We start from the raw sequence: 19,117 nt of genomic DNA on the forward strand, positions 1-19,117 counted from the left end.
AAGTCAGACCCAGACGCCCCGGTCCTCCATGACCTTGCGCAACGTGTCGATGTGATCGGTCATGATGCCATCCACGCCCAGGTCCAGGAGCCGGTGCATCCGTTCGGGTTCGTTGATCGTCCACACGTGCACCTGGAGCCCGACGGCGTGGGCGGCGCGGACGAAGCGGTGGTCGACGACGGGCACGCCCGACCGGGCCTCCGGCACCTGCGCGGCCACCGCCGACCGGCGCACGGCGGCCGGCAGCCCCCACGAACGCAGCCGCAGGCTCAGTACCCCGCGCGTGCCGAACGAGGTGGCCAGTCGTGGCCCCGCCAGCCGCTGGGCCCGCAGCACGCGCGCCTCGGAGAAGGAGCCCACGCAGACCCGGTCCCAGGCGTCCGTGCGCTCGATCACCTCCAGCAGGGGCCACAGCGCGGGCTCCGCCTTGACGTCGACGTTCCAGCGCACCCCGGGGAAGGTCTCCAGCAGCTCCTCGAACAGCGGCACCGGTTCCCGGCCGCCCACGCGCGCGTGCCGTATCTGCGCCCACGGCAGGTCGGCGATCCGGCCCGCGCCGTCGGTGACCCGGTCCAGGGTCGTGTCGTGGAAGGCGACGAGCCGGCCGTCCGCCGTGGCGTGCACATCGGTCTCGATGTACCGGTAGCCCAGCTCCACGGCGCGCCGGAACTGGGCCACGGTGTTCTCCAGGCCGTCGGCGGCCCCGCCCCGGTGGGCGAAGGCGATCGGCCCCGGGTGGTCCAGGAACGGGTGGCGCGGGCGCGGTGTGGTGAGGCTCACGGTCGCAGTATCGCGCGCCGGGGTGTCGCCGCGGCAACGACCGTGCTGCCCGCCGGTGCCGACGGAACGGCGAACACCCGCAGGAAGGCCTGCGCCAGCGGTCCGATGGACACGGCGTAGAGCACGGTGCCCACGCCGATGGTGCCGCCCAGCACGAATCCGGTGACCACCACCGCGACCTCCACCGCCGTCCGCATCAGCCGGATCGACCGGCCGGTGCGCCGGTGCAGCCCCGTCATCAGACCGTCGCGCGGGCCCGGCCCGAAGCGCGCCGCGATGTAGAGGCCGGTCGCCGCGCCGTTCAGCACGATCCCCGCGAGCAGCAGCGGGACGCGGGCGGTCAGGGAGTGCGCCGCCGGGAGCAGGGCGAGCGTGCCGTCCATGGCGAGGCCGACCACGAAGACGTTGGAGACGGTGCCCAGCCCGGGGCGCTGGCGCAGGGGGATCCACAGGAGCAGCACCGCCGCGCCCACGATGATCGACACCACCCCGATGCTCAGCCCGGTCAGCTCCGCGAGCCCCTGGTGCAGCACGTTCCACGGCTCCAGGCCCAGCCCCGCCGCCACGAGCAGCGCCGAGCTCGCACCGTAGAGCGCGAGCCCCGCGTACAGCTGGACCAGCCGCCGTCCGAGGTGGCGGGCGGGAGCGGACGGGCCGGGAGTGGACATGGAATTACCCCCCTGGGTGGTGGCGGTGGCCTGACGCATGACACTCTGTGGCTTGGGACCAATCGTCATCCATGGCCAATTCGGGGAAGGTGGACTGATCTTCATGGCGCAGTGGACCTCGGCCGTGGGAGCCGCGCAGCTCGCCCGGCTCCTCAACTCCCAGCAGGACCGTCCGGCCGGCCCCGGCACCCGCCGTCCCCCCGCCTATCGCGCCCTCGCCGACGGCGTCCGGCTGCTCGTGCTGGAGGGCCGGGTCCCGGTGGCCGCCCGCCTGCCCGCCGAACGCGAACTGGCCCTGGCCCTCTCCGTCAGCCGCACCACCGTCGCGGCGGCCTACGAGGCGCTGCGCGGCGAGGGCTTCCTGGAGTCCCGGCGCGGCGCCGGGAGCTGGACCGCCGTACCGGCCGGCAACCCCATCCCCGCCCGTGGCCTGGAACCCCTGCCGCCGGAGGCCCTGGGTTCGGTGATCGACCTCGGCTGCGCCTCGCTCCCGGCGCCCGAGCCGTGGCTCACCCGGGCCGTGCAGGGCGCCCTGGAGGAACTCCCGCCGTACGCCCACACCCACGGCGACTACCCGGCCGGACTGCCCGCGCTGCGCTCGATGATCGCCGAGCGGTACACCGCGCGCGGGATCCCCACCATGCCGGAGCAGATCATGGTCACGACCGGCGCCATGGGTGCCATCGACGCCATCTGCCACCTCTTCGGAGGGCGGGGCGAGCGGATCGCCGTGGAGTCCCCGTCCTACGCCAACATCCTGCAGCTGATGCGCGAGGCGGGCGCCCGGCTGGTGCCCGTCGCGATGGCCGAGGGCCTGTCCGGCTGGGACCTGGACCGCTGGCGCCAGGTGCTGCGCGAGGCCGCGCCGCGGATCGCCTACGTGGTCGCCGACTTCCACAACCCCACCGGGGCGCTCGCCGACGAGGACCAGCGGCGCCGCCTGGTGGACGCGGCCCGCTCGGCCGGCACGGTGCTCGTCGCCGACGAGACGATGAGCGAGCTCTGGCTCGACGAGGACGTCCGGGACGGCATGCCCCGCCCGGTGTGCGGCTTCGACCCGGCCGGCTCCACGGTGATCACGGTCGGCTCGGCCAGCAAGGCGTTCTGGGCGGGGATGCGGATCGGCTGGGTGCGGGCGGCGCCGGACGTCATCCGCAGCCTGGTCGCCGCGCGGGCCTACGCCGACCTCGGCACACCGGTGCTGGAGCAGCTGGCCGTGAACTGGCTCTTCAGCACCGGGGGCTGGGAGCAGGCGGTCGAGCTGCGCCGGGCGCAGGCCCGGGAGAACCGGGACGCCCTGGTGGCCGCGCTGCGCCGGGAACTGCCCGACTGGGAGTTCGAGGTGCCCCGGGGCGGCCTGACCCTCTGGGTGCGCGCGGGCGGACTCTCCGGTTCCCGCCTCGCGGAAGCGGGCGAACGGACGGGCGTGCGTGTCCCGTCCGGTCCTCGCTTCGGTGTCGACGGCGCGTTCGAGGGGTACGTGCGGCTTCCGTTCACCGTCGGGGGAGCGGTGGCGGACGAGGCGGCGCTACGGCTCGCCGCCGCGGCCCGGCTGGTGGAGTCGGGGGCGACGGGGGCGGGCGAGGCGCCGAGGACGTTCGTGGCGTAGGCGGGGGCGTGGGGCCCTGCGCTCCGGGGGCACCGGAGGAACCCTGCGGCCCGGGGGCACCGGATCAGGGCGCTACGAAGGCTCCGCCGCCAGGGCCTCCGCGGGAACCGGTGCCTTCCTCGCCGCCGGCTTCGAGACATCCGCCGGTTCCGAGACCTCCGCCGGCTTCGAGAGTGCCGTCGGCTCCTCCTCCACCGCGGTGGTCCGCGGCGGCAGCAGCTCCAGTACCGCCTGCCGGTCGGCGTCGCTCGTGGCGTCGTCGTACGGGTCCGGCGTCCGCGGGACCTGGAGCCGGTGCACCGGTCCGGACCCCAGCCGGGCGTACCCCCGCCCGGGCGGCACCTGCGTCGTCGACGTCGTGTGCGGCGGCGCCCCCAGCACCGCCTCCACCTGCTCCGGCGCGGCGGACCCGAGCACGACACGCGCGCGCGTGTGCTGCCGTACCGCGTCGGTCAGCGCCTCCGCGCTGTCGAACTGCTCGGCCACGACCACGGTCACGTTCGCCGCGCGGCCGTGCCGCAATGGCACCTGGAGCAGCACTTGCGGGTCCTTGCGGCCGTCGGCCGGCCCGAGGTGCGCGAAGACGCTGGGGCGGTCCAGCAGGATCCACAGCGGACGCCGGGTGTCCGGGGGCGGCGGGTCGCCCGCCTGCCGTGCCAGGTTGATGGCGATGAGCCGCCGCTCGGTCTCCTGCGCGGCCCACTCCAGGCTGGCCAGCGCCCCGGGCAGCGCGCACTCCACGGCCAGGACGCCGCTGCGTCCGGTCAGGCAGGCGTACTCGCCGGTGCCGCCGCCGTCGACGATCAGCACATCGCCGTACTGGAGGGCCTGGATGGCGACGGAGCGCAACAGGGTGGAGGTGCCGCTGCCGGGGTGGCCCATGGCCAGCAGGTGCGGCTCGGTGGAGCGGATGCCGGTGCGCCAGACGACCGGCGGCACGTCGACCCGTTCCTCCCCGTAGGACAGGGGGAGCGTGCGCTGGACCTCGCTGGGGTCGGTGAAGCCGAGGACGGTCTCGCCGGGCGCGGTGACGAAGCGCTGGGCGGGGATGTCGGCGGGCAGCGGGGGGAGGGCGGTGACGGTGAGCTGGTTGCCCTCCTCCTCCCACGCGAAGTGGTACTCACGGCTCCGCCCGGCCTTCGCGGTGAGCAGCTGCTCGATCCGCGCGCGGGCCGCGGGCTCGCCGTCCGGGAAGTAGGCGGGGTAGCGGATCACGAGGTGGCCGATGCGCCCGGCGTCGTCGAACTCGTGCGCCGCGTAGGCCTTCTCCCACTCCCCGCCGTGCGCGTACAGCGGCGTCGGGTCCTCGGAGCTGGAGAAGTACGGCACCAGGGCCTCGTACAGCGCCTGGAGGCGTTGGGTCTGGGACTCGTCGGGCCCCTCGGGCGCCGCCGGGGTGCGGTCGCGGCCGTGCCAGGCCGCCGCCGCCATCACGGCGATGACGGCGAGCAGCGGCCCGTACGGCATCAGGGCCACGACCAGGACCATGGAAGCCACGAAGAACAGCAGTGGTCCGCGCTTGTCCTTGGGCGTGTCCGCCCACCTGCGCCGGCCGGCCGAGGCCAGCAGGCGCAGCCCGCGCGACACGGTGATCAGCGGCTGGAGGACGTCGGTGGCGCTGTCGGCCGCCGTCCGGGCCAGCTCCTTGCTCCGGGCGATCTGCGTCCGGGCGATCTGGGCGCTGTCCTTGCTCAGGATGCGGGGGAGGGGGCGCCGGGCCACTGCTGTCTCCTGAGGGTGCGTGCGGGCGGTACGGGAGGGGTCAGAACTTGATGCCGCCCAGGAGGCTGGCCAGGCTCTCTCCTCCGGCTTTGATGCTCGGGGCGATGCCTGTGGTCGACAGGTAGAAGCCGAAGAGCGCCGACACCGTGGCGTGCGATCCCTTCAGTCCGTCCTTGCGGAAGAACAGGAAGACGACGACGCCGAGCAGCAGCACGCCTGAGAGCGAGAGGATCATTTGGGGCCTCCTGGTGTCGATGGTGGGGGACAGTCACCATGAGTTCTTCCAGGATCACAGGATGTATCCATACGATTAAAGGTGCAACTGGGTGAAAAGCGGGGGATTTCGCTCACTCGGGCGAGTGTGTCGGACCGTGGTTGACCAGGTGTGTTGTCGGTGCGGCGCCACCTGCGGGCGCTGCCGTGGATCTTTACCTCGGGCAGATCGGGTCATGTGCCGCGCGAGCCAGTACGCTGGCGATTCACTCGTACGAAGCAGTCCCCGAATCAGCATGGAGAGGCGGTCCGGCCGATGAGTGAAGTTCCCGACCCCGAGGTCGTGGAGCTGGCGACCAAGATCTTCGATCTGGCCCGGCGGGGGCAGACCGAGGCGCTCGTGGCGTACGTCGACGCGGGTGTTCCGGCCAGCCTCACCAACGACCGCGGCGACTCCCTGGTGATGCTCGCCGCCTACCACGGTCACGCCGACGCGGTACGCGCGCTGCTCGCCCGCGGCGCGGCGGCGGACCAGGTCAACGACCGGGGCCAGACCCCGCTCGCGGGTGCCGTCTTCAAGGGTGAGACGGACGTCATCAAGGCCCTCCTGGAGGGCGGAGCCGATCCTTCCGCAGGCACGCCGTCGGCCGTCGACACGGCCCGGATGTTCGACAAGAAGGAGCTCCTGGAACTGTTCGGCGTCCACTGACGTTGACGCACTGACCAGGTACGACACGGAAAACGGGGGAGGCGGTACAGGGCCGCCGGAAATACGGTCGCGGCAGCACACACCGCGGGTCATCATGACGTCGTGATTCACGGACGCGATGGCTGGGCAGGTGTTGCCGCACCGCGCGGGCCGTGATGCGGTCCGCATGGGCCACCGACGAGAGGCAGAGAGAGATGGTCTACAGCAAGCAAGAGACGGCGGGCGCTCCGACGTTGTGTCACGCGGCCAGGTAATGCGTGTTTCCCGGTTGCGTCGACGCTTGATGTGAGGCTGTTTCCCATGTTCGATCCGGTCATAGCGCCCAGCGGTACGCTGCTCGGCCTGCTTCAGCGGGGCCGCGGCGACGGCACGCTGCACGCGCTCACGGCCCCGCGCGCCGAGGCGCTCGCGGCCCTGAACCACTGTGTGCTGCGCGACCCCCGCCACGACTGGCAGGTGGAGAACCGCTCCCTGTACTACGCCCGGCTCTACCTCGACCTGAACGGCGAGCTGGACGCCGTGGAGGCACACCTCTTCGACCCCGAGGACGTCGTCGACGCCGACGAGTCCCGCACCGGCCTGGCCCTCGCCGTTCTCGGCCACCTCGCCTCCTACGGCAGGCGGGACGCCCTGGAACTGCTGCGCAGGTACGCCGCGCACGGCTCCAACTGGGCCTGGGCCCTGGACGAGCTGGCCCTCAGGGACGACGACGCGGGCCTGCGCGCCCTCGCCGCCCCCGTCCTGGCCCGCTTCGCCACCGATCCCGAGGGCGAGGCCGAGCTGGCCGCCGCCGTACGCGACGCCTTCGAACCACGGCCCTGGCGGCTGTGGGCCGAGGATCCGCGCGCGTCGATCGCCACGCGGGTGCGCGCCGCCCAGGAGACCGGCTGTTTCGACCGCTGGCAGCGGCAGATGCGGCCCGCCGGCCCCCGCCCCGACTGGAGCGTCCGCGCCGTCTTCGAGTGGGCCCAGCAGGGCATGGAGCGCGGTGCCGCCCTCCATGTGCCCGCCGCCCGCTGCCTGGTCGCCGTGGCCGGCCCGGAGGACCGGCCCGAGATCCTCCAGGCCGCCCGCACCGGCACCGACGGCGCCCGCTGCACCGCGCTGCGCTACCTCGCCGACAGCAACGACCGTGACGCGCTCGGCCTGATCGAGGCAGCCGTCGCCGACGGCACGGCACCCGTCGTGGAGGCCGCCGTCGACGCCTTCGAACGCATGCGCAGCGTCGCCGCCGTCGACCGCGCGCGCGGCTGGGCCCAGCGCCCCGACGCGCTCGGTGCCGCCGCCGGACGCGTGCTCGCCTGCCGCGGCGGCACACGGGACCGCGACCTGGTCCTCGGCGCCCTGCGCGAGGCCGTGCGCGGCGAGGGACCCGACGCCCCCACCCTGTGGACGCTCGTCGACGGCGCCGGACGCCTCGGCATCGTCTGCGCCGCCCCCGTCCTGCGCCATGTCTACCGCGAGACGGCCTCCTCCCATCTCCGCGGCCGCGCCGCCCGCGCGCTGGCCGCCACCGATCCCTCCTTCGCCACCGGTTTCGCCGTCGAATGCCTGTGGGACTGCGAGGAGACCACCCGCGAACTGGCCGCCCGGCACGCCGAGACCGGCGACGCCCGGGTCGTGGAACGCCTGCGCCGCCTGGCCGCCGATCCGGCGGAGGAGGACGAGGTGCAGACCGCGGTACGCAGCCGCTTCGGACCGGACGCGGCTCTCGGCTGAGCCGCTGTGGACCCGGAGGGAGCCTCGGCTGAGGCGCGTGCGCCGGCACCCGGCGTACAGCTGCCCCGGGGGACGAGCGCCCGCCGGGTGAACACCGGATGACCCGCGGGTCAGGTGGCCATGACGGCCGCCTGACCCGCTCGGGTGTGCAGCCCAACGCTCATGGGACGTTCCCCGCACCGAAAGATCGAAGTTGACGCGGGCACGTCCGGCGCGGCGACAACACCCGTATGCGTGTCGTCATCGTGACCGAATCCTTTCCCCCCGATGTGAACGGCGTGGCCCACTGCGCGCTCCAGACCGCCCGGCACCTCGTGGACCGCGGTCACCTCCCCCTCGTCGTCGCCCCCGCTCCCGCGCCCGGCAGCAGCCCGGACACGGACGCCCCGTGCCCGGTCGTCCGGATCCCCTCCCTCCCGCTCCCCGGCTACCCCCAGGTCCGCGTCGCCCTCCCCAGCCGGCGTCTCGCCGCCGCCCTGGTCGCGCACCGCCCCGACGTGATCCACCTGGCCAGCCCCTTCGTCCTCGGTGTCCGCGGCATGGCCGCCGCCGCCCGGCTCGGCGTCCCCGCCGTCGCCGTCTACCAGACCGACCTGGCCGGCTACGCCCGTACCTACGTGGGCGCCGGAGAGGCCGCGGCCTGGCGGCGCATCCGCTCCGTGCACGGTGCCGCCGACCGCACCCTGGCCCCCTCCAGCGCGGCCCGGTCCGACCTGGAGGAGCACGGCGTACCCCGGGTACGGCTCTGGCCGCGCGGGGTGGACACCGTACGTTTCCGGCCACAGCACCGGGACGAGACGCTGCGCCGCGGCCTCGCCCCGAACGGCGAACTGATCGTCGGTTACGTCGGCCGGCTCGCCCCGGAGAAGCACGTCGAACTCCTCTCCGGAGTCTGCGGGCTGGCCGGGGTGCGGGTCGTGGTCGTCGGCGACGGACCGAGCCAGGCCCACCTGACCGAGGCCCTGCCCGGCGCCGTCTTCCTCGGCCGCCGCACCGGCGACGAACTGGCCCGGATCTTCGCCTCACTGGACCTGTTCGTGCACACCGGCCCCTTCGAGACGTTCTGCCAGACCGTCCAGGAGGCCATGGCCAGCGGAGTCCCGGTCGTCGCACCGGCCGCCGGCGGCCCGCTCGACCTGGTCGACCACGGCCGTACCGGCCTGCTGGTCCCGCCGCGCGACGCCGAAGCCCTCCGGGAGGCGGTCCGCGCCCTGGCCGCCGACCCCGCGCGGCGCGCCGCGTACGGCGCCACCGCCCGCGCGACGGTCGAGGGCCGCACCTGGGCCGCCGTCGGCGACCGGTTGATCGCCCACTACGACGACGTCCTCGCGGACCGGAAGACGGCGGTGGCGGCATGACCGGGCAGTCCCTGCGCATCGTCCGCCTCGCCAACTTCGTCGCCCCCGCCTCCGGCGGGCTGCGCACCGCCCTGCGGGAACTCGGCAAGGGCTTCAGGGCCGCGGGCCACGAACCGGTACTGGTCGTGCCCGGCGAACGGCACACCGACCGCGACACCGAGCAGGGCCGGGTCATCACCCTGCCCGGCCCGCTGCTGCCCGGCACCGGCGGCTACCGCGTCCTCACCGACAAGCGGCGCGTGGCCGCACTCCTGGAGGAACTCGCCCCGGACCGCCTGGAGGTCTCCGACCGGACCACCCTGCGCTGGACCGGCCGCTGGGCCCGCCGCGCGCGCGTGCCCGCCGTGATGGTCTCCCACGAGACCGCCGACGGCGTGCTGCGCACCTGGGGCCTGCCCGAGCGCCTGGCGCGGCGCGCCGCCGACTCCCTCAACACCCGGACCGCGCACGCCTACTCGCGGGTGGTGTGCACCACCGAGTTCGCCGAGCGCGAGTTCGTACGCATCGGCGCGCGCAACGTCGTACGCGCTCCCCTGGGGGTCGACCTGATGGAACGGCACCCCGTGCTGCGCGACCCCGGGCTGCGTGACCGCCACGCGCGCGGGGACGAGGCACTGCTCGTGATGGCGTCCCGGCTGTCCGTCGAGAAGCGCCCCGGCACGGCCCTGGACGCCCTGGAGGCGCTGCTGCGGCGCGGGCGGCGGGCGGTGCTCGTGGTCGCCGGGGACGGGCCGCTGCGGGCCCGGCTGGAGCAGCGCGCGCGGGACCGCGGGCTCCCGGTGACCTTCCTCGGGCACGTCTCCGACCGGACGTCCCTCGGCGCGCTCCAGGCGTCCGCCGACGTGTGCCTCGCGCCCGGGCCCGCCGAGACCTTCGGACTGGCGGCGCTGGAGGCCCTGGCCTGCGGCACGCCCGTGGTGGCGAGCGCGTCCTCCGCCCTGCCCGAGGTCATCGGATCGGCGGGGGCCACCGCGGTGGGCGGCGGCGAGGCGTTCGCGGACGCCGTGGAACTGCTGCTGGACCGCGCCGAGCCCGAGCGGCGCGAAGCGGCACGCGCGCGTGCGGAGTGCTTCGGCTGGGCAACGGCCGTGGAGGCCTTCCTGGCGGCCCACGACACGGAGGTGCTGCGCCCCGCCGACGCCCGGCCCGCCGTACCGGAGGGTGTGGCATGAGCGCCGATGCCGCGATGCGGCCAAGTGGCTCCGCGCGCGCGTGCGGGCGTGGCTCGCGAGCCGATGCCGCGACCGGGCGCGGCGGCCCGTTGCGTTTCGTCGCGCTCGGGGACTCGCTGACCGAGGGTGTGGGCGACCCGGTCGGTGCCGGATGGCGGGGCTGGGCGGCGCTGCTGGCCGCCTCCCTCGCCGGGGACGGCGAAGAGGTGCTGTTCACCAACCTCGCGGTCAGCGGGGCGCAGACGCGGGACGTGCTGGAGAAGCAGACGCCGGCCGCCCTGGAGCTGCGCCCCGACCTGGTGTCCGTGGTCGTCGGCGTCAACGACACGCTGCGCCGCACCTTCGACGTCCACGCCGTGGCCGCCCGCCTCGACCAGGTGTACGGCTCCCTCACCCGTCGGGGCGCCACCCTGCTCACCGCCTGCCTGCCCGACCCCGGCGCCATGCTCCGGCTCCCGGACGCCCTGGCCCTGCCGCTGGCCCGGCGGCAACGGGCGGTCAACGCGGTCGTCCACGCGCTGTCCGAGCGGTACGGCGCCCTCCACCTGCACGCGGCGGACGAGCGCTGGACCAGCGACCGGAGCCTGTGGAGCGCGGACCGCCTGCACCCCGCGGAGCGCGGTCACCGGCGGTTCGCCGTCCGCTGCCACGCCCTGCTCGCCGAGGCGGGCCGCGCGACCGGGGAACCTCCCTCGCCCGAACCGGAGTTCCCCGCGCCGTCCCGCACGGCGAGCCTGTGGTGGCTGGCCACGGCGGGAACCGCCTGGGTGCTCCGGCGCTGCGACGACCTGCTGCCGCAGCTGCTGCTCCTGGCCGCCGGCGAACTGCGCCACCGCGCCCGGGGCACCGCAACCCACCTGGACCTCCGCGCGTCGGCAGCGCTGGCGGCCCTGCCGGACGCCTCCGCCGTGGAGGCAGGGGCTCGGTGGCGCGGCGACGGCAGGGACGGGGCGGTCGAGGTGGTCGGCCCCGGGGCGACGGCGGTCGTGGAGACGGCCGCCTCCGCGGGGGCCGTTCCGGCCGGTTGAGGCCGGCAGCGCCGCCCGCCGGCCTCAACCGGGGCGGCGGCCGCGGGGGCTCAGCGGCGGCGCACCGGTACGAAGCGGACCGGGGTGCCGGGGAGCGCCTGGGCGGCGGACGGGAGGTCGGCGGCGCGCACGACCGCGATCACCGGATAGCCGCCGGTGGTGGGATGGTCCGCGAGGAAGACCACCGGGCGCCCGTCCGGCGGGACCTGGACCGCGCCCAGGACCATGCCCTCGCTGGGCAGTTCACCGGTCCGGGCCCGCTCCAGCGGGGGCCCCTCGGTGCGCAGGCCGATGCGGTTGCTCGCCGCGGAGACCCGGTACGCGCGCGTGGTGAGCTCCCGCACCGCCCGCGCCGTGAACCAGTCGTCGCGCGGGCCGAGCGTCACCCGGAGCACGAGCTCGGCCGGCGGACCCGGCTGCGGCACCACGTCCACGGGCGCGGGAGGGCCGGCCGGGGCGCCCAGCGGTAGCACCGTGCCGTCCGTCAGCGGTGCCGGACCGAGACCGGACAGCAGGTCGGTGGCGCGGCTGCCGAGGACCGGCTCCACGGTGATGCCGCCGCCGACCGCGACGTAGCCGCGCACGCCGGCCGTGGCCGTGCCCACGTCCAGCAGTTCGCCCGCCGGTACCACGACCGGCGCGCCCCACGCGGCCGGGCGACCGCCCACCGTCACCGGACAGGGCGCACCGCCGACCGCGACGGTCACCGTCGAGCGCGGGCGCAGCGCGCAGCCGTTGAGGGTGGTCTCCAGGACGGCGGCGTCCGGCGGGTTGCCGACCAGCCGGTTCACCAGCGCGGCGGCGGGCGCGTCGAGCGCTCCGGAGCGGGGCACGCCGAGGTGCGCGTGGCCCGGCCGCCCGCGGTCCTGCACGGTGGTCAGCGCCCCGGCGCGCACGACGACCAGCGCACGGTCGGTCATGGGGCCTCCCCGGCCACGGCTCGGGCAGCCGGCGGGCACGCGCGCGCGTGGGCTGCCGTCCGCCGCCCGGCCACACGGTTCTCCCCGGCGCGCACGACTGCCGGTGCGGCTGCTTCTCGGGTGCGCACCGCCACCGGTACGGCCGTCCCCCCGGTGTGCACCCCTGCCGGTACGCCCCCGCGCTGCCCGCTCACGCGTCCCCCACCGGCACGAACCGCACGCGCGTGCCCGGCTCCAGCAGGGCCGCCGGGAGGCGTGCCGGGTCCCACAGCACCGCGTCCGTCGTGCCGATCAGCTGCCAGCCACCGGGGGAGGAACGCGGGTAGACGCCGGTGTACGGGCCGGCCAGGGCCACGGCACCGGCCGGAACCGCCGTGCGCGGCGTGGCGCGGCGCGGCACGTGGTAGTGCTCCGGGAGCCCGGTGAGATAGCCGAAGCCGGGGGCGAAGCCGCAGAAGGCCACCGTGAACTCGGTGCCGGCGTGGACGCGGGCCACCTCCCGTCGCGGTACCTGCCAGTGCGCGGCGACCGCCGCCAGGTCCGGGCCGTCGTACCGCACGGGGAGTTCGACCAGATCGCGCGCGCGGGCGGGCACCTCCGGCACCCGCGCCCCGGTCAGTTCAGCCGCCCAGCGGGCCGGCTCGGCCAGCCCGTCGAGCAGGACGGTACGGGCCGCCGGGACGATCTCGCGCACGGTGAGCGAGCCCTCCGCGCGGCGCCGCAGCAGCTCCGCGTGCACGGCCTGTGCCTCCTGCCCGGAGGCGACCTCGACGAGCAGCGCGTCGTCGCCGACGGGAAGCGCCCTCACGCGAACGCCTCCACCCGCACGCCCGCCGCCACCAGCCGTTCCCGCACCCGCCGGGCCAGGCCGACCGCGCCCGGAGTGTCGCCGTGCAGGCACAGCGACCGGGCGCGCACCTGGATCCGCGCGCCGGAGTGCGCGATGACCGCACCGGAGCGCGCGAGGCTCACCGAGCGCTCCACGACGGTGTCCGGGTCGGTCACGACGGCACCCGCGTGCCCGCGCGGCACCAGCGTGCCCTCGTCGGTGTACGCGCGGTCCGCGAAGGCCTCCGTGACGGCCGGAAGACCCGCCTCGGCCGCCAGCCATAGGAACCGCGAGCCGGGCAGGCCCAGCACCGGCAGCGAGGCGTCCGCGAGGCGCACGCCCTCGATCACCGCGCGGGCCTGTTCCTCGTCGCGCACGACCCGGTTGTAGAGCGCGCCGTGCGGTTTGACGTACGCCACGCGCGCGCCCGCCGCCCGTGCGAACACCTCCAAGGCGCCGATCTGATAGGCCACTTCGGCAGCCAGCTCGGCGGGCGGCACATCCATCGCGCGCCGCCCGAAGCCGGCCAGGTCCCGGTAGGAGACCTGCGCGCCGATCGTCACCCCGCGCTCGGCCGCCCGTTCGCACACCCGGCGCATGGTGGCCGCGTCCCCTGCGTGGAAGCCGCAGGCCACGTTGGCGCTGGTGACGACGGACAGGAGCTGGTCGTCGTCGGTCAGCCGCCAGCGGCCGAAGCCCTCGCCCAGGTCGGCGTTCAGATCGATCGCGGTCATGGTGGTCTCGCACCTCCGGTTCTCGTGGCGCACTCTCGTGCGCGGGTTCGGGTCTCCGGCCCTCACGGCCGCGGCTCAGTCGACGCCGACCAGCCGGTACTGCTCGTCCCGGGCGTCGGTCAGGAACATCTGGCCCGGCGCGTGGGTGATCGCGAACGGCGGCCGGGACGCCATCACGGCCGCCTGCGGGGTCACCCCGCAGGCCCAGAACACCGGGATGTCGCCCTCGGCGACGGTCACCGGGTCGCCGAAGTCGGGCCGGCCGAGGTCCTCGATGCCGAGGGCCGCGGGATCCCCGCAGTGCACCGGACCGCCGTGCACGGCCGGCAGCAGGCTGCTCTCCCGGATGGCCGCGCCCAGACGCTCGGGCGGCACCGGCCGCATGGAGACCACCATCGGCCCGCGCAGCCGGCCCGCCTCCCGGCAGGCCCTGCTGGTCACGTACATCGGCACGTTCCGGCCCTGCTCGACGTGCCGGATCGGCACGCCCGCGCGGGCCAGCGCCCACTCGAAGGTGAAGCTGCACCCGAGCAGGAACGACACCAGGTCGTCCCGCCAGTACGCGCGCGCGTCCGTGGGTTCGTCCACCAGCTCGCCGTCCTGCCACACCCGGTAGCGCGGCAGATCGGTGCGCAGGTCGGCGCCCTCGGCGAGAACGGTCGTCGGGGAACCGGCGTCCGTGACGTCGAGGACGGGGCACGGCTTGGGGTTGCGCTGGCAGAACAGCAGCATGTCGTAGGCCCAGTCGGCGGGCACCGCGATCAGGTTGGCCTGGGTGTGGCCCGCCGCGACCCCGGCGGTCGGCCCGGCGAGGCCGTCGCGGAAGCGGGCCCGCGCGGTTTCCGGGCTCCACGCGTGCGCGTGCGCGTCGACGGTGGTGACGGGGCGGTCCTCGGTACGGTTGACCCGCGTCATGCCAGCTCCTTCCCGCGCGTCTCCGGCAGCCCGAGCAGGGCCAGCGCAGCGAGGCCGTAACCGATCGCGCCGAAGACCAGCGCGCCGCCGACGCCCCAGCTGTCCGCGAGGAAGCCCACCAGGGTCGGGAACACCGCGCCCACCGCGCGGCCCGTGTTGTAGGTGAAGCCCTGCCCGGTGCCGCGTACCGCCGTCGGGTACAGCTCGCTCAGGTAGGAGCCGAAGCCGCTGAAGATGGCCGACATGCAGAAGCCGAGCGGGAAACCGAGCACCAGCAGCAGGGTGTTGGCGCCGTGTGGGATGTTCGCGTACGCCAGGATGCACACCGCCGACAGCAGCGCGAACAGCCAGATGTTGTTCCGCCGGCCGAGCCGGTCGGTGAGGTGGCCGCCGGTCAGGTAGCCGAGGAAGGCGCCGGAGATGAGGAAGGCCAGGTAGCCGCCGGTGCCGACGACCGACAGACCGCGGTCGGACTTCAGATACGTCGGCACCCAGGTCGCCAGCGTGTAGTAGCCGCCCTGCACGCCCGTGGAGAGCAGGCTCGCGAAGACCGTGGTGCGCAGCAGGCCGGGGCCGCCGTCCGCGCGGGCCGGCCGGAAGATCGCGGCGAACGAGCCCCGGCCCGGGTCCTGTTCACGGGCCGCCGTCGCCGTGGGGGCGTCGTGCACCGAGCGGCGCAGCCAGACCACGAGCAGCGCGGGCAGCGCGCCGGTCCAGAACATCACCCGCCAGGCCAGGTCGTCGCCGGCGAAGGAGAACACCAGGGTGTAGACGATCGCCGCGAGTCCCCAGCCGACCGCCCAGGAGCTCTGGATCGCGCCGAGCGTACGGCCCCGGTGGCGCGCGCTCGCGTACTCGGCGACCAGGATGGCGCCGACCGCCCACTCGCCGCCGAAGCCGAGGCCCTGGAGGGCGCGGAAGACCAGCAGGGTCTCGTAGGTGGGCGCGAAGCCGCAGGCGACGGTGAAGACGGCGTACGTGACCACCGTGATCATCAGGGCCCGGACGCGGCCTACCCGGTCCGCGATCACGCCCGCGGCGGCGCCTCCGACCGCCGAGACCACCAGGGTGACGGTGGTGAACAGGCCGGTCTGGCCGCTGCTGAGGCCGAAGTACGCCGAGAGCGCCACCATGCTCAGCGGCAGGGTGAAGTAGTCGTACGAATCCAGGGCATAGCCGCCGAAAGCTCCGGCGAACGCGCGCCGGCCGCGCGGGCCGAGGGCGCGCAGCCAGGCGAACGCGCCGTCCTCGGCGGTGTGTTCGGCCGCTCCCGGTCGGAGGTCGGTGGAGGGTGCGGAACGTGGCGGTGGGGTCGTGCTCATGGGCACCTCGCAGAAGAGGGACGGAGGGTGCTGGGAAGTGAGCCGTGCGGAGCACCGTAGAGGATCGTTCAACGATCCTTCAATACCCGTGTTGTTTCGTCCTGGTGTCTGCGATTGAATTCCGGGCATGGCAGAGGAGCTGACGGGACTGGCCGGCGACCGGGTCCTTCTGGGCCGCACGAGCACCGCGGAGCGCGTTTCGGACATCCTCAGAAGCCGCATCTCCGAGGGCTACTTCCCGCCCGGCACCCGACTGTCCGAGGACGGCATCGGCGGGGCGCTCGGCGTCTCCCGCAACACCCTGCGCGAGGCGTTCCGGCTGCTCACCCACGAGCGCCTGCTGATCCACGAACTCAACCGGGGCGTGTTCGTCCGGGTCCTGACCGTCGAGGACGTGGAGGACATCTACCGCACGCGCTCCCTCGTCGAGTGCGCCGTCGTCCGCGGGATGGGCGAGCCGCCGTACCGGCTGGACGGGCTGGTCGCGGCGGTCGAGGAGGGGCGCGCGGCGGCCGCGGAGAATGACTGGAAAGGGCTGGGCACGGCCAACATCCACTTCCACCGGGAACTGGTCGCCCTCGCCGGCAGCGAACGCACCGACGAGCTGATGCGCAGCGTCTTCGCCGAGCTGCGCCTGGCCTTCCACGTCGTGGACGACCCGCGCCGGCTGCACGAGCCGTACCTCACCCGCAACGCCCAGATCCTCCAGGCGCTCCAGGCCGGCGACCGGCGCGGCGCCGAACGGCTCCTGGAGACCTATCTCACGGACTCGCTGGAACGGGTCGTCGAGGTGTACCGGCGCAGGGTGGGCGAGGAGGGTGCCCCGTAGCGGCGCGGGAGCGGTGCGGCCGGCCGCACCGCGTGCCGGCAGCGGCCCACGGCCGTGCCGGCGAACCGGCGGAACCGCTCGTTTGGGCCGATGTCAGACCCAGGACCTAGTCTGTGCACCGTGACTTCGCCTGCATCGACGGACCGTGTTCCGCCCCAGCTCAGCGCGGGGCCGCGCCCGGCTCCGGGCCCGGCCGCCGACGAGGGGCTGGCGCGTCGGCTGCGCGCCCTCGCCTGCACCGCGCCGCTGCACGACCTGGACGCGCGCAAGGCCAACCTGGCCGGCGAGTACTCGGTGTACGGGATGGCCGAGGTGGCGCTGGCCGCCATCGACCTGGTCACCCTGAACATGGACTTCGACACCGGCGCCGACCACGAGCAGATCGTGGCCCGGCTCGTCCCGCGCATCGCCGCCCAGGCCCCGGACAGGCCCGCCGCCGAGCACGAGCGCGTGGCCCGCTGGGTGCTGGAGAACCTGATCAACGTCGGCAGCGTGGACCGCGGCTTCCGCGCGGTCTACGGCACCTTCGCGCCCGACGGCACGTACGTCCGCCGCGACTACGACTTCAAGCTGGTCGAGGAGGTCCCCGGCCCCGGCGGCACGGTCTACCTGCGGACGACGGACGAGGCGGTCAACGTCCTGGTCGGCGCCCTCGACACCGACGTCACCAGCGCCCAGATCGCCGCCGAGGTCAAGCTCGAGGTGCTGATCAGCCGCGGCCGGCTCGCCGACGCCCAGCTCGCCGCCGAGCAGGCCCGCTACCGCACCGTCCAGTACTCCGAGACGCTGCGGCGGGCCCTGGAGGCCACCCGGCGCAACGTCCGCGCGGTCGACTGGCTCAACGCCGTCCCCGACATGATCGCCGAGGCACTGGACCACGTGGCCGAGCGCTACCGCCACGAGAACGCGATCCTCACCAACATCCGCAAGGCCCGCGACGAGACCGAGGACCCCGAGCACAAGCGCCGCGCCGCCGAACTCGTCGACATCGTCAAGGACTGCATCCGGCGCCACACCCAGCTCCAGTCGCGTCTGCTGGAGGCGGGCCCGCTGTTCCGCGCCGAACAGGACCGGCAGGCCTTCGCCACGCCGGCGACGGCGTCCGGGATCGACCTCTACGGCCATCTCGTCGCCCCCGTCCTGCCGCTGCCGCTGGAGCAGGCGATCCGGGTCACCGACGCCTTCTTCGCGCGCGGCACGGGACTGCGCACCCCGGTGTCCGTCCGGGTCGGCGATCTCGTGGACATACTGCTGACCCCGCCGGTGGAGCGGGAGCACCTGGGCGCGGAGATGCCCGAGCCCGACCTGATCGCGACGCCGGACGACAGCCGCTTCAGCGAGGAACAGCTGGCCGCGGCCAGGGAGCTGCTGGACCTGCCGGCGGACGCCCCGAGGAGACTGTCCGGGCTGCTGGCCGAGGCCCGGCGGACCGGGGACCCCGACCTCGCCTACCTGGTGGCGCTGCTGGCGGTCCACGCGGCCAGCCCGCCCGTCGGCACCGCCTACCGGCAGGGCGAGGAGAAGCTGCTGTTCGCCGTGGACGACGGCACCGAGCTGGACGATCCGGAGTTCGGCGGGGCGGACCTGATCGTGGGGACCGCCCTGCTGGACGCGGCCGGGATGGCCGCGGACCGGACGGAAGCGGCATGAGCGGCATGAGTGGACAAGAGCACGACAAGGAGCCGAACCCGTGACCGAGCACGTCGACCGGAGTGAACCCGAGCCTGCCGCCACCCCGGCGGGCTCCGCCGTCACCCCCGCCGACGCCGCCGACGCGGCGCGGCTCGTCGCCTTCGGACTCCAGCCCAAGCTGGCGCCCGCCCGCGACCAGGAGTACACCGAACTGCTGCGCCGCTACCGCGAGGACCCGGCGTTCGCCCGGCTCGCCGACGCCGTCGCGGCCGGTCTGGGGCTGGTCGTGCTGGAGGTGTCCCCGCGCGCGGGGATGGCCGTGACCGCCGCCGAGGACTCGGTGTTCGCCGTCCGCATGGGCGACTACGCGCGTCGCACCGCCGCCGACTCCGGCGACCGCTTCCTGCACGGACTCGCCCATCTCGCGGTCGCCGCGCTGGCGTTCCCCCGTCCCGAGGACCTGGCCGACGACTCCTACATCGGCCGGGTCACCGTCAACGGCGTCGACGCCTTCGTCCGGCAGGCCTGCCGCCGCCTGGAGGAGCGCGCCGAGGAGCAGGGCGAGAACACCGACCCGGCCACCGACGCGCCCGGCCTGGAGGCGGCCTGGCGGATCTGGGCCAGACGCAGTGCCACGGGCGCCACCAAGGACGCCCGCCGGCCGGCCGCCTCCACCACCGGCATCGTGGCGAAGGCCATGGCCTTTCTCACCGACTCGGGGTTCCTGCAGCGCACCGGCGACGACAACGGCGGCACCTACCGCACCACGGCCCGCTACCAGCTCCAGGTCCGCGACCTGGCCGGCAGCGCCGCCCTGGCCGAACTGGTGGAGCTGGGCATCGTCCCGGTCACCGACGGCACGGCCACCCTGCTGCCCGCCCAGGACACCGACGACCTGGACCTGGTGGCCGACGCCGGACTGCCGTTCCACTCCTGACGCGCTGCGGCTCCCGCAGCT

General features: G+C 74.8%; 18 protein-coding genes. 9 read left to right on the forward strand and 9 right to left on the reverse strand.

Annotated features, from left to right (window positions below; translation table 11 throughout):
• Positions 1 to 3: 3 nt before the first annotated feature.
• Both AB0946_RS17360 and AB0946_RS17365 read right to left on the reverse strand, forming a co-directional pair.
• Positions 4 to 780 (reverse strand): glycerophosphodiester phosphodiesterase, encoded by a 777-nt coding sequence (locus AB0946_RS17360; protein WP_366761426.1) that lies wholly within the window; start codon positions 778 to 780, stop codon positions 4 to 6.
• The gene (locus AB0946_RS17365) at positions 777 to 1,448 is read right to left on the reverse strand and encodes a hypothetical protein (protein WP_366761427.1); all 672 of its coding nucleotides are present in this window, start codon (positions 1,446 to 1,448) and stop codon (positions 777 to 779) included. The genes AB0946_RS17360 and AB0946_RS17365 overlap by 4 nt, the downstream gene beginning before the upstream one ends.
• A gap of 103 nt (positions 1,449 to 1,551) precedes the next feature.
• Here AB0946_RS17365 and AB0946_RS17370 point away from each other — a divergent pair, with 103 nt between their 5' ends.
• The gene (locus tag AB0946_RS17370) at positions 1,552 to 3,057 is read left to right on the forward strand and encodes a PLP-dependent aminotransferase family protein (protein WP_366761428.1); all 1,506 of its coding nucleotides are present in this window, start codon (positions 1,552 to 1,554) and stop codon (positions 3,055 to 3,057) included.
• A 72-nt stretch (positions 3,058 to 3,129) separates the two neighbouring features.
• Here AB0946_RS17370 and AB0946_RS17375 read toward each other — a convergent pair whose 3' ends face one another.
• Positions 3,130 to 4,779, reverse strand: a complete 1,650-nt coding sequence (locus AB0946_RS17375; protein ID WP_366761429.1) for a hypothetical protein — start codon at positions 4,777 to 4,779, stop codon at positions 3,130 to 3,132.
• A 40-nt stretch (positions 4,780 to 4,819) separates the two neighbouring features.
• Positions 4,820 to 5,014, reverse strand: a complete 195-nt coding sequence (locus AB0946_RS17380) for a hypothetical protein (protein ID WP_014671463.1) — start codon at positions 5,012 to 5,014, stop codon at positions 4,820 to 4,822.
• A gap of 294 nt (positions 5,015 to 5,308) precedes the next feature.
• Between AB0946_RS17380 and AB0946_RS17385 the strand changes: the two genes are divergently transcribed.
• The 5 genes from AB0946_RS17385 (at position 5,309) to AB0946_RS17405 (ending at position 10,978) form a co-directional block, all read left to right on the forward strand.
• Complete coding sequence (locus AB0946_RS17385; RefSeq protein WP_366761430.1) at positions 5,309 to 5,701, forward strand: ankyrin repeat domain-containing protein; 393 nt, start codon at positions 5,309 to 5,311, stop codon at positions 5,699 to 5,701.
• A 300-nt stretch (positions 5,702 to 6,001) separates the two neighbouring features.
• Positions 6,002 to 7,420: a HEAT repeat domain-containing protein gene (locus AB0946_RS17390; RefSeq protein ID WP_366761431.1), complete on the forward strand. Its 1,419-nt coding sequence runs from the start codon at positions 6,002 to 6,004 to the stop codon at positions 7,418 to 7,420.
• Between the two features lie 230 nt (positions 7,421 to 7,650).
• Positions 7,651 to 8,778: a glycosyltransferase family 1 protein gene (locus AB0946_RS17395; RefSeq protein WP_366761432.1), complete on the forward strand. Its 1,128-nt coding sequence runs from the start codon at positions 7,651 to 7,653 to the stop codon at positions 8,776 to 8,778.
• The gene (locus AB0946_RS17400; RefSeq protein ID WP_366761433.1) at positions 8,775 to 9,950 is read left to right on the forward strand and encodes a glycosyltransferase; all 1,176 of its coding nucleotides are present in this window, start codon (positions 8,775 to 8,777) and stop codon (positions 9,948 to 9,950) included. The genes AB0946_RS17395 and AB0946_RS17400 overlap by 4 nt, the downstream gene beginning before the upstream one ends.
• 128 nt (positions 9,951 to 10,078) lie before the next feature.
• Positions 10,079 to 10,978, forward strand: a complete 900-nt coding sequence (locus tag AB0946_RS17405) for an SGNH/GDSL hydrolase family protein (protein ID WP_366761471.1) — start codon at positions 10,079 to 10,081, stop codon at positions 10,976 to 10,978.
• 50 nt (positions 10,979 to 11,028) lie between these two features.
• Here AB0946_RS17405 and AB0946_RS17410 read toward each other — a convergent pair whose 3' ends face one another.
• The 5 genes from AB0946_RS17410 to AB0946_RS17430 form a co-directional block, all read right to left on the reverse strand.
• A complete protein-coding gene (locus tag AB0946_RS17410; RefSeq protein WP_366761434.1) occupies positions 11,029 to 11,898 on the reverse strand; it encodes a biotin-dependent carboxyltransferase family protein in 870 nt (289 codons plus the stop codon).
• A gap of 190 nt (positions 11,899 to 12,088) precedes the next feature.
• On the reverse strand, positions 12,089 to 12,706 hold the full coding sequence (gene pxpB / locus AB0946_RS17415) for a 5-oxoprolinase subunit PxpB (RefSeq protein ID WP_366761435.1): 618 nt from the start codon (positions 12,704 to 12,706) through the stop codon (positions 12,089 to 12,091).
• The gene (locus AB0946_RS17420; RefSeq protein WP_366761436.1) at positions 12,703 to 13,461 is read right to left on the reverse strand and encodes a 5-oxoprolinase subunit PxpA; all 759 of its coding nucleotides are present in this window, start codon (positions 13,459 to 13,461) and stop codon (positions 12,703 to 12,705) included. The genes pxpB and AB0946_RS17420 overlap by 4 nt, the downstream gene beginning before the upstream one ends.
• A 75-nt stretch (positions 13,462 to 13,536) precedes the next feature.
• Positions 13,537 to 14,376 (reverse strand): putative hydro-lyase, encoded by an 840-nt coding sequence (locus AB0946_RS17425; RefSeq protein ID WP_366761437.1) that lies wholly within the window; start codon positions 14,374 to 14,376, stop codon positions 13,537 to 13,539.
• On the reverse strand, positions 14,373 to 15,698 hold the full coding sequence (locus AB0946_RS17430) for an MFS transporter (protein WP_366761438.1): 1,326 nt from the start codon (positions 15,696 to 15,698) through the stop codon (positions 14,373 to 14,375). Before AB0946_RS17430 ends, AB0946_RS17425 begins: the two co-directional genes overlap by 4 nt.
• 127 nt (positions 15,699 to 15,825) lie before the next feature.
• Here AB0946_RS17430 and AB0946_RS17435 point away from each other — a divergent pair, with 127 nt between their 5' ends.
• The 3 genes from AB0946_RS17435 to AB0946_RS17445 all read left to right on the forward strand — a co-directional run bounded on the left by AB0946_RS17435 (position 15,826) and on the right by AB0946_RS17445 (position 19,096).
• Positions 15,826 to 16,527 (forward strand): GntR family transcriptional regulator, encoded by a 702-nt coding sequence (locus tag AB0946_RS17435; RefSeq protein WP_366761439.1) that lies wholly within the window; start codon positions 15,826 to 15,828, stop codon positions 16,525 to 16,527.
• 120 nt (positions 16,528 to 16,647) lie between these two features.
• On the forward strand, positions 16,648 to 18,177 hold the full coding sequence (locus AB0946_RS17440; RefSeq protein WP_366761440.1) for a hypothetical protein: 1,530 nt from the start codon (positions 16,648 to 16,650) through the stop codon (positions 18,175 to 18,177).
• 40 nt (positions 18,178 to 18,217) lie between these two features.
• Positions 18,218 to 19,096, forward strand: coding sequence for a hypothetical protein (locus AB0946_RS17445; RefSeq protein WP_366761441.1), 879 nt, complete (start codon positions 18,218 to 18,220; stop codon positions 19,094 to 19,096).
• Positions 19,097 to 19,117: the final 21 nt, after the last annotated feature.

It is taken from the genome of Streptomyces sp. NPDC046870, from assembly GCF_040704595.1.
Taxonomy (GTDB): domain Bacteria; phylum Actinomycetota; class Actinomycetes; order Streptomycetales; family Streptomycetaceae; genus Streptomyces; species Streptomyces argyrophylli.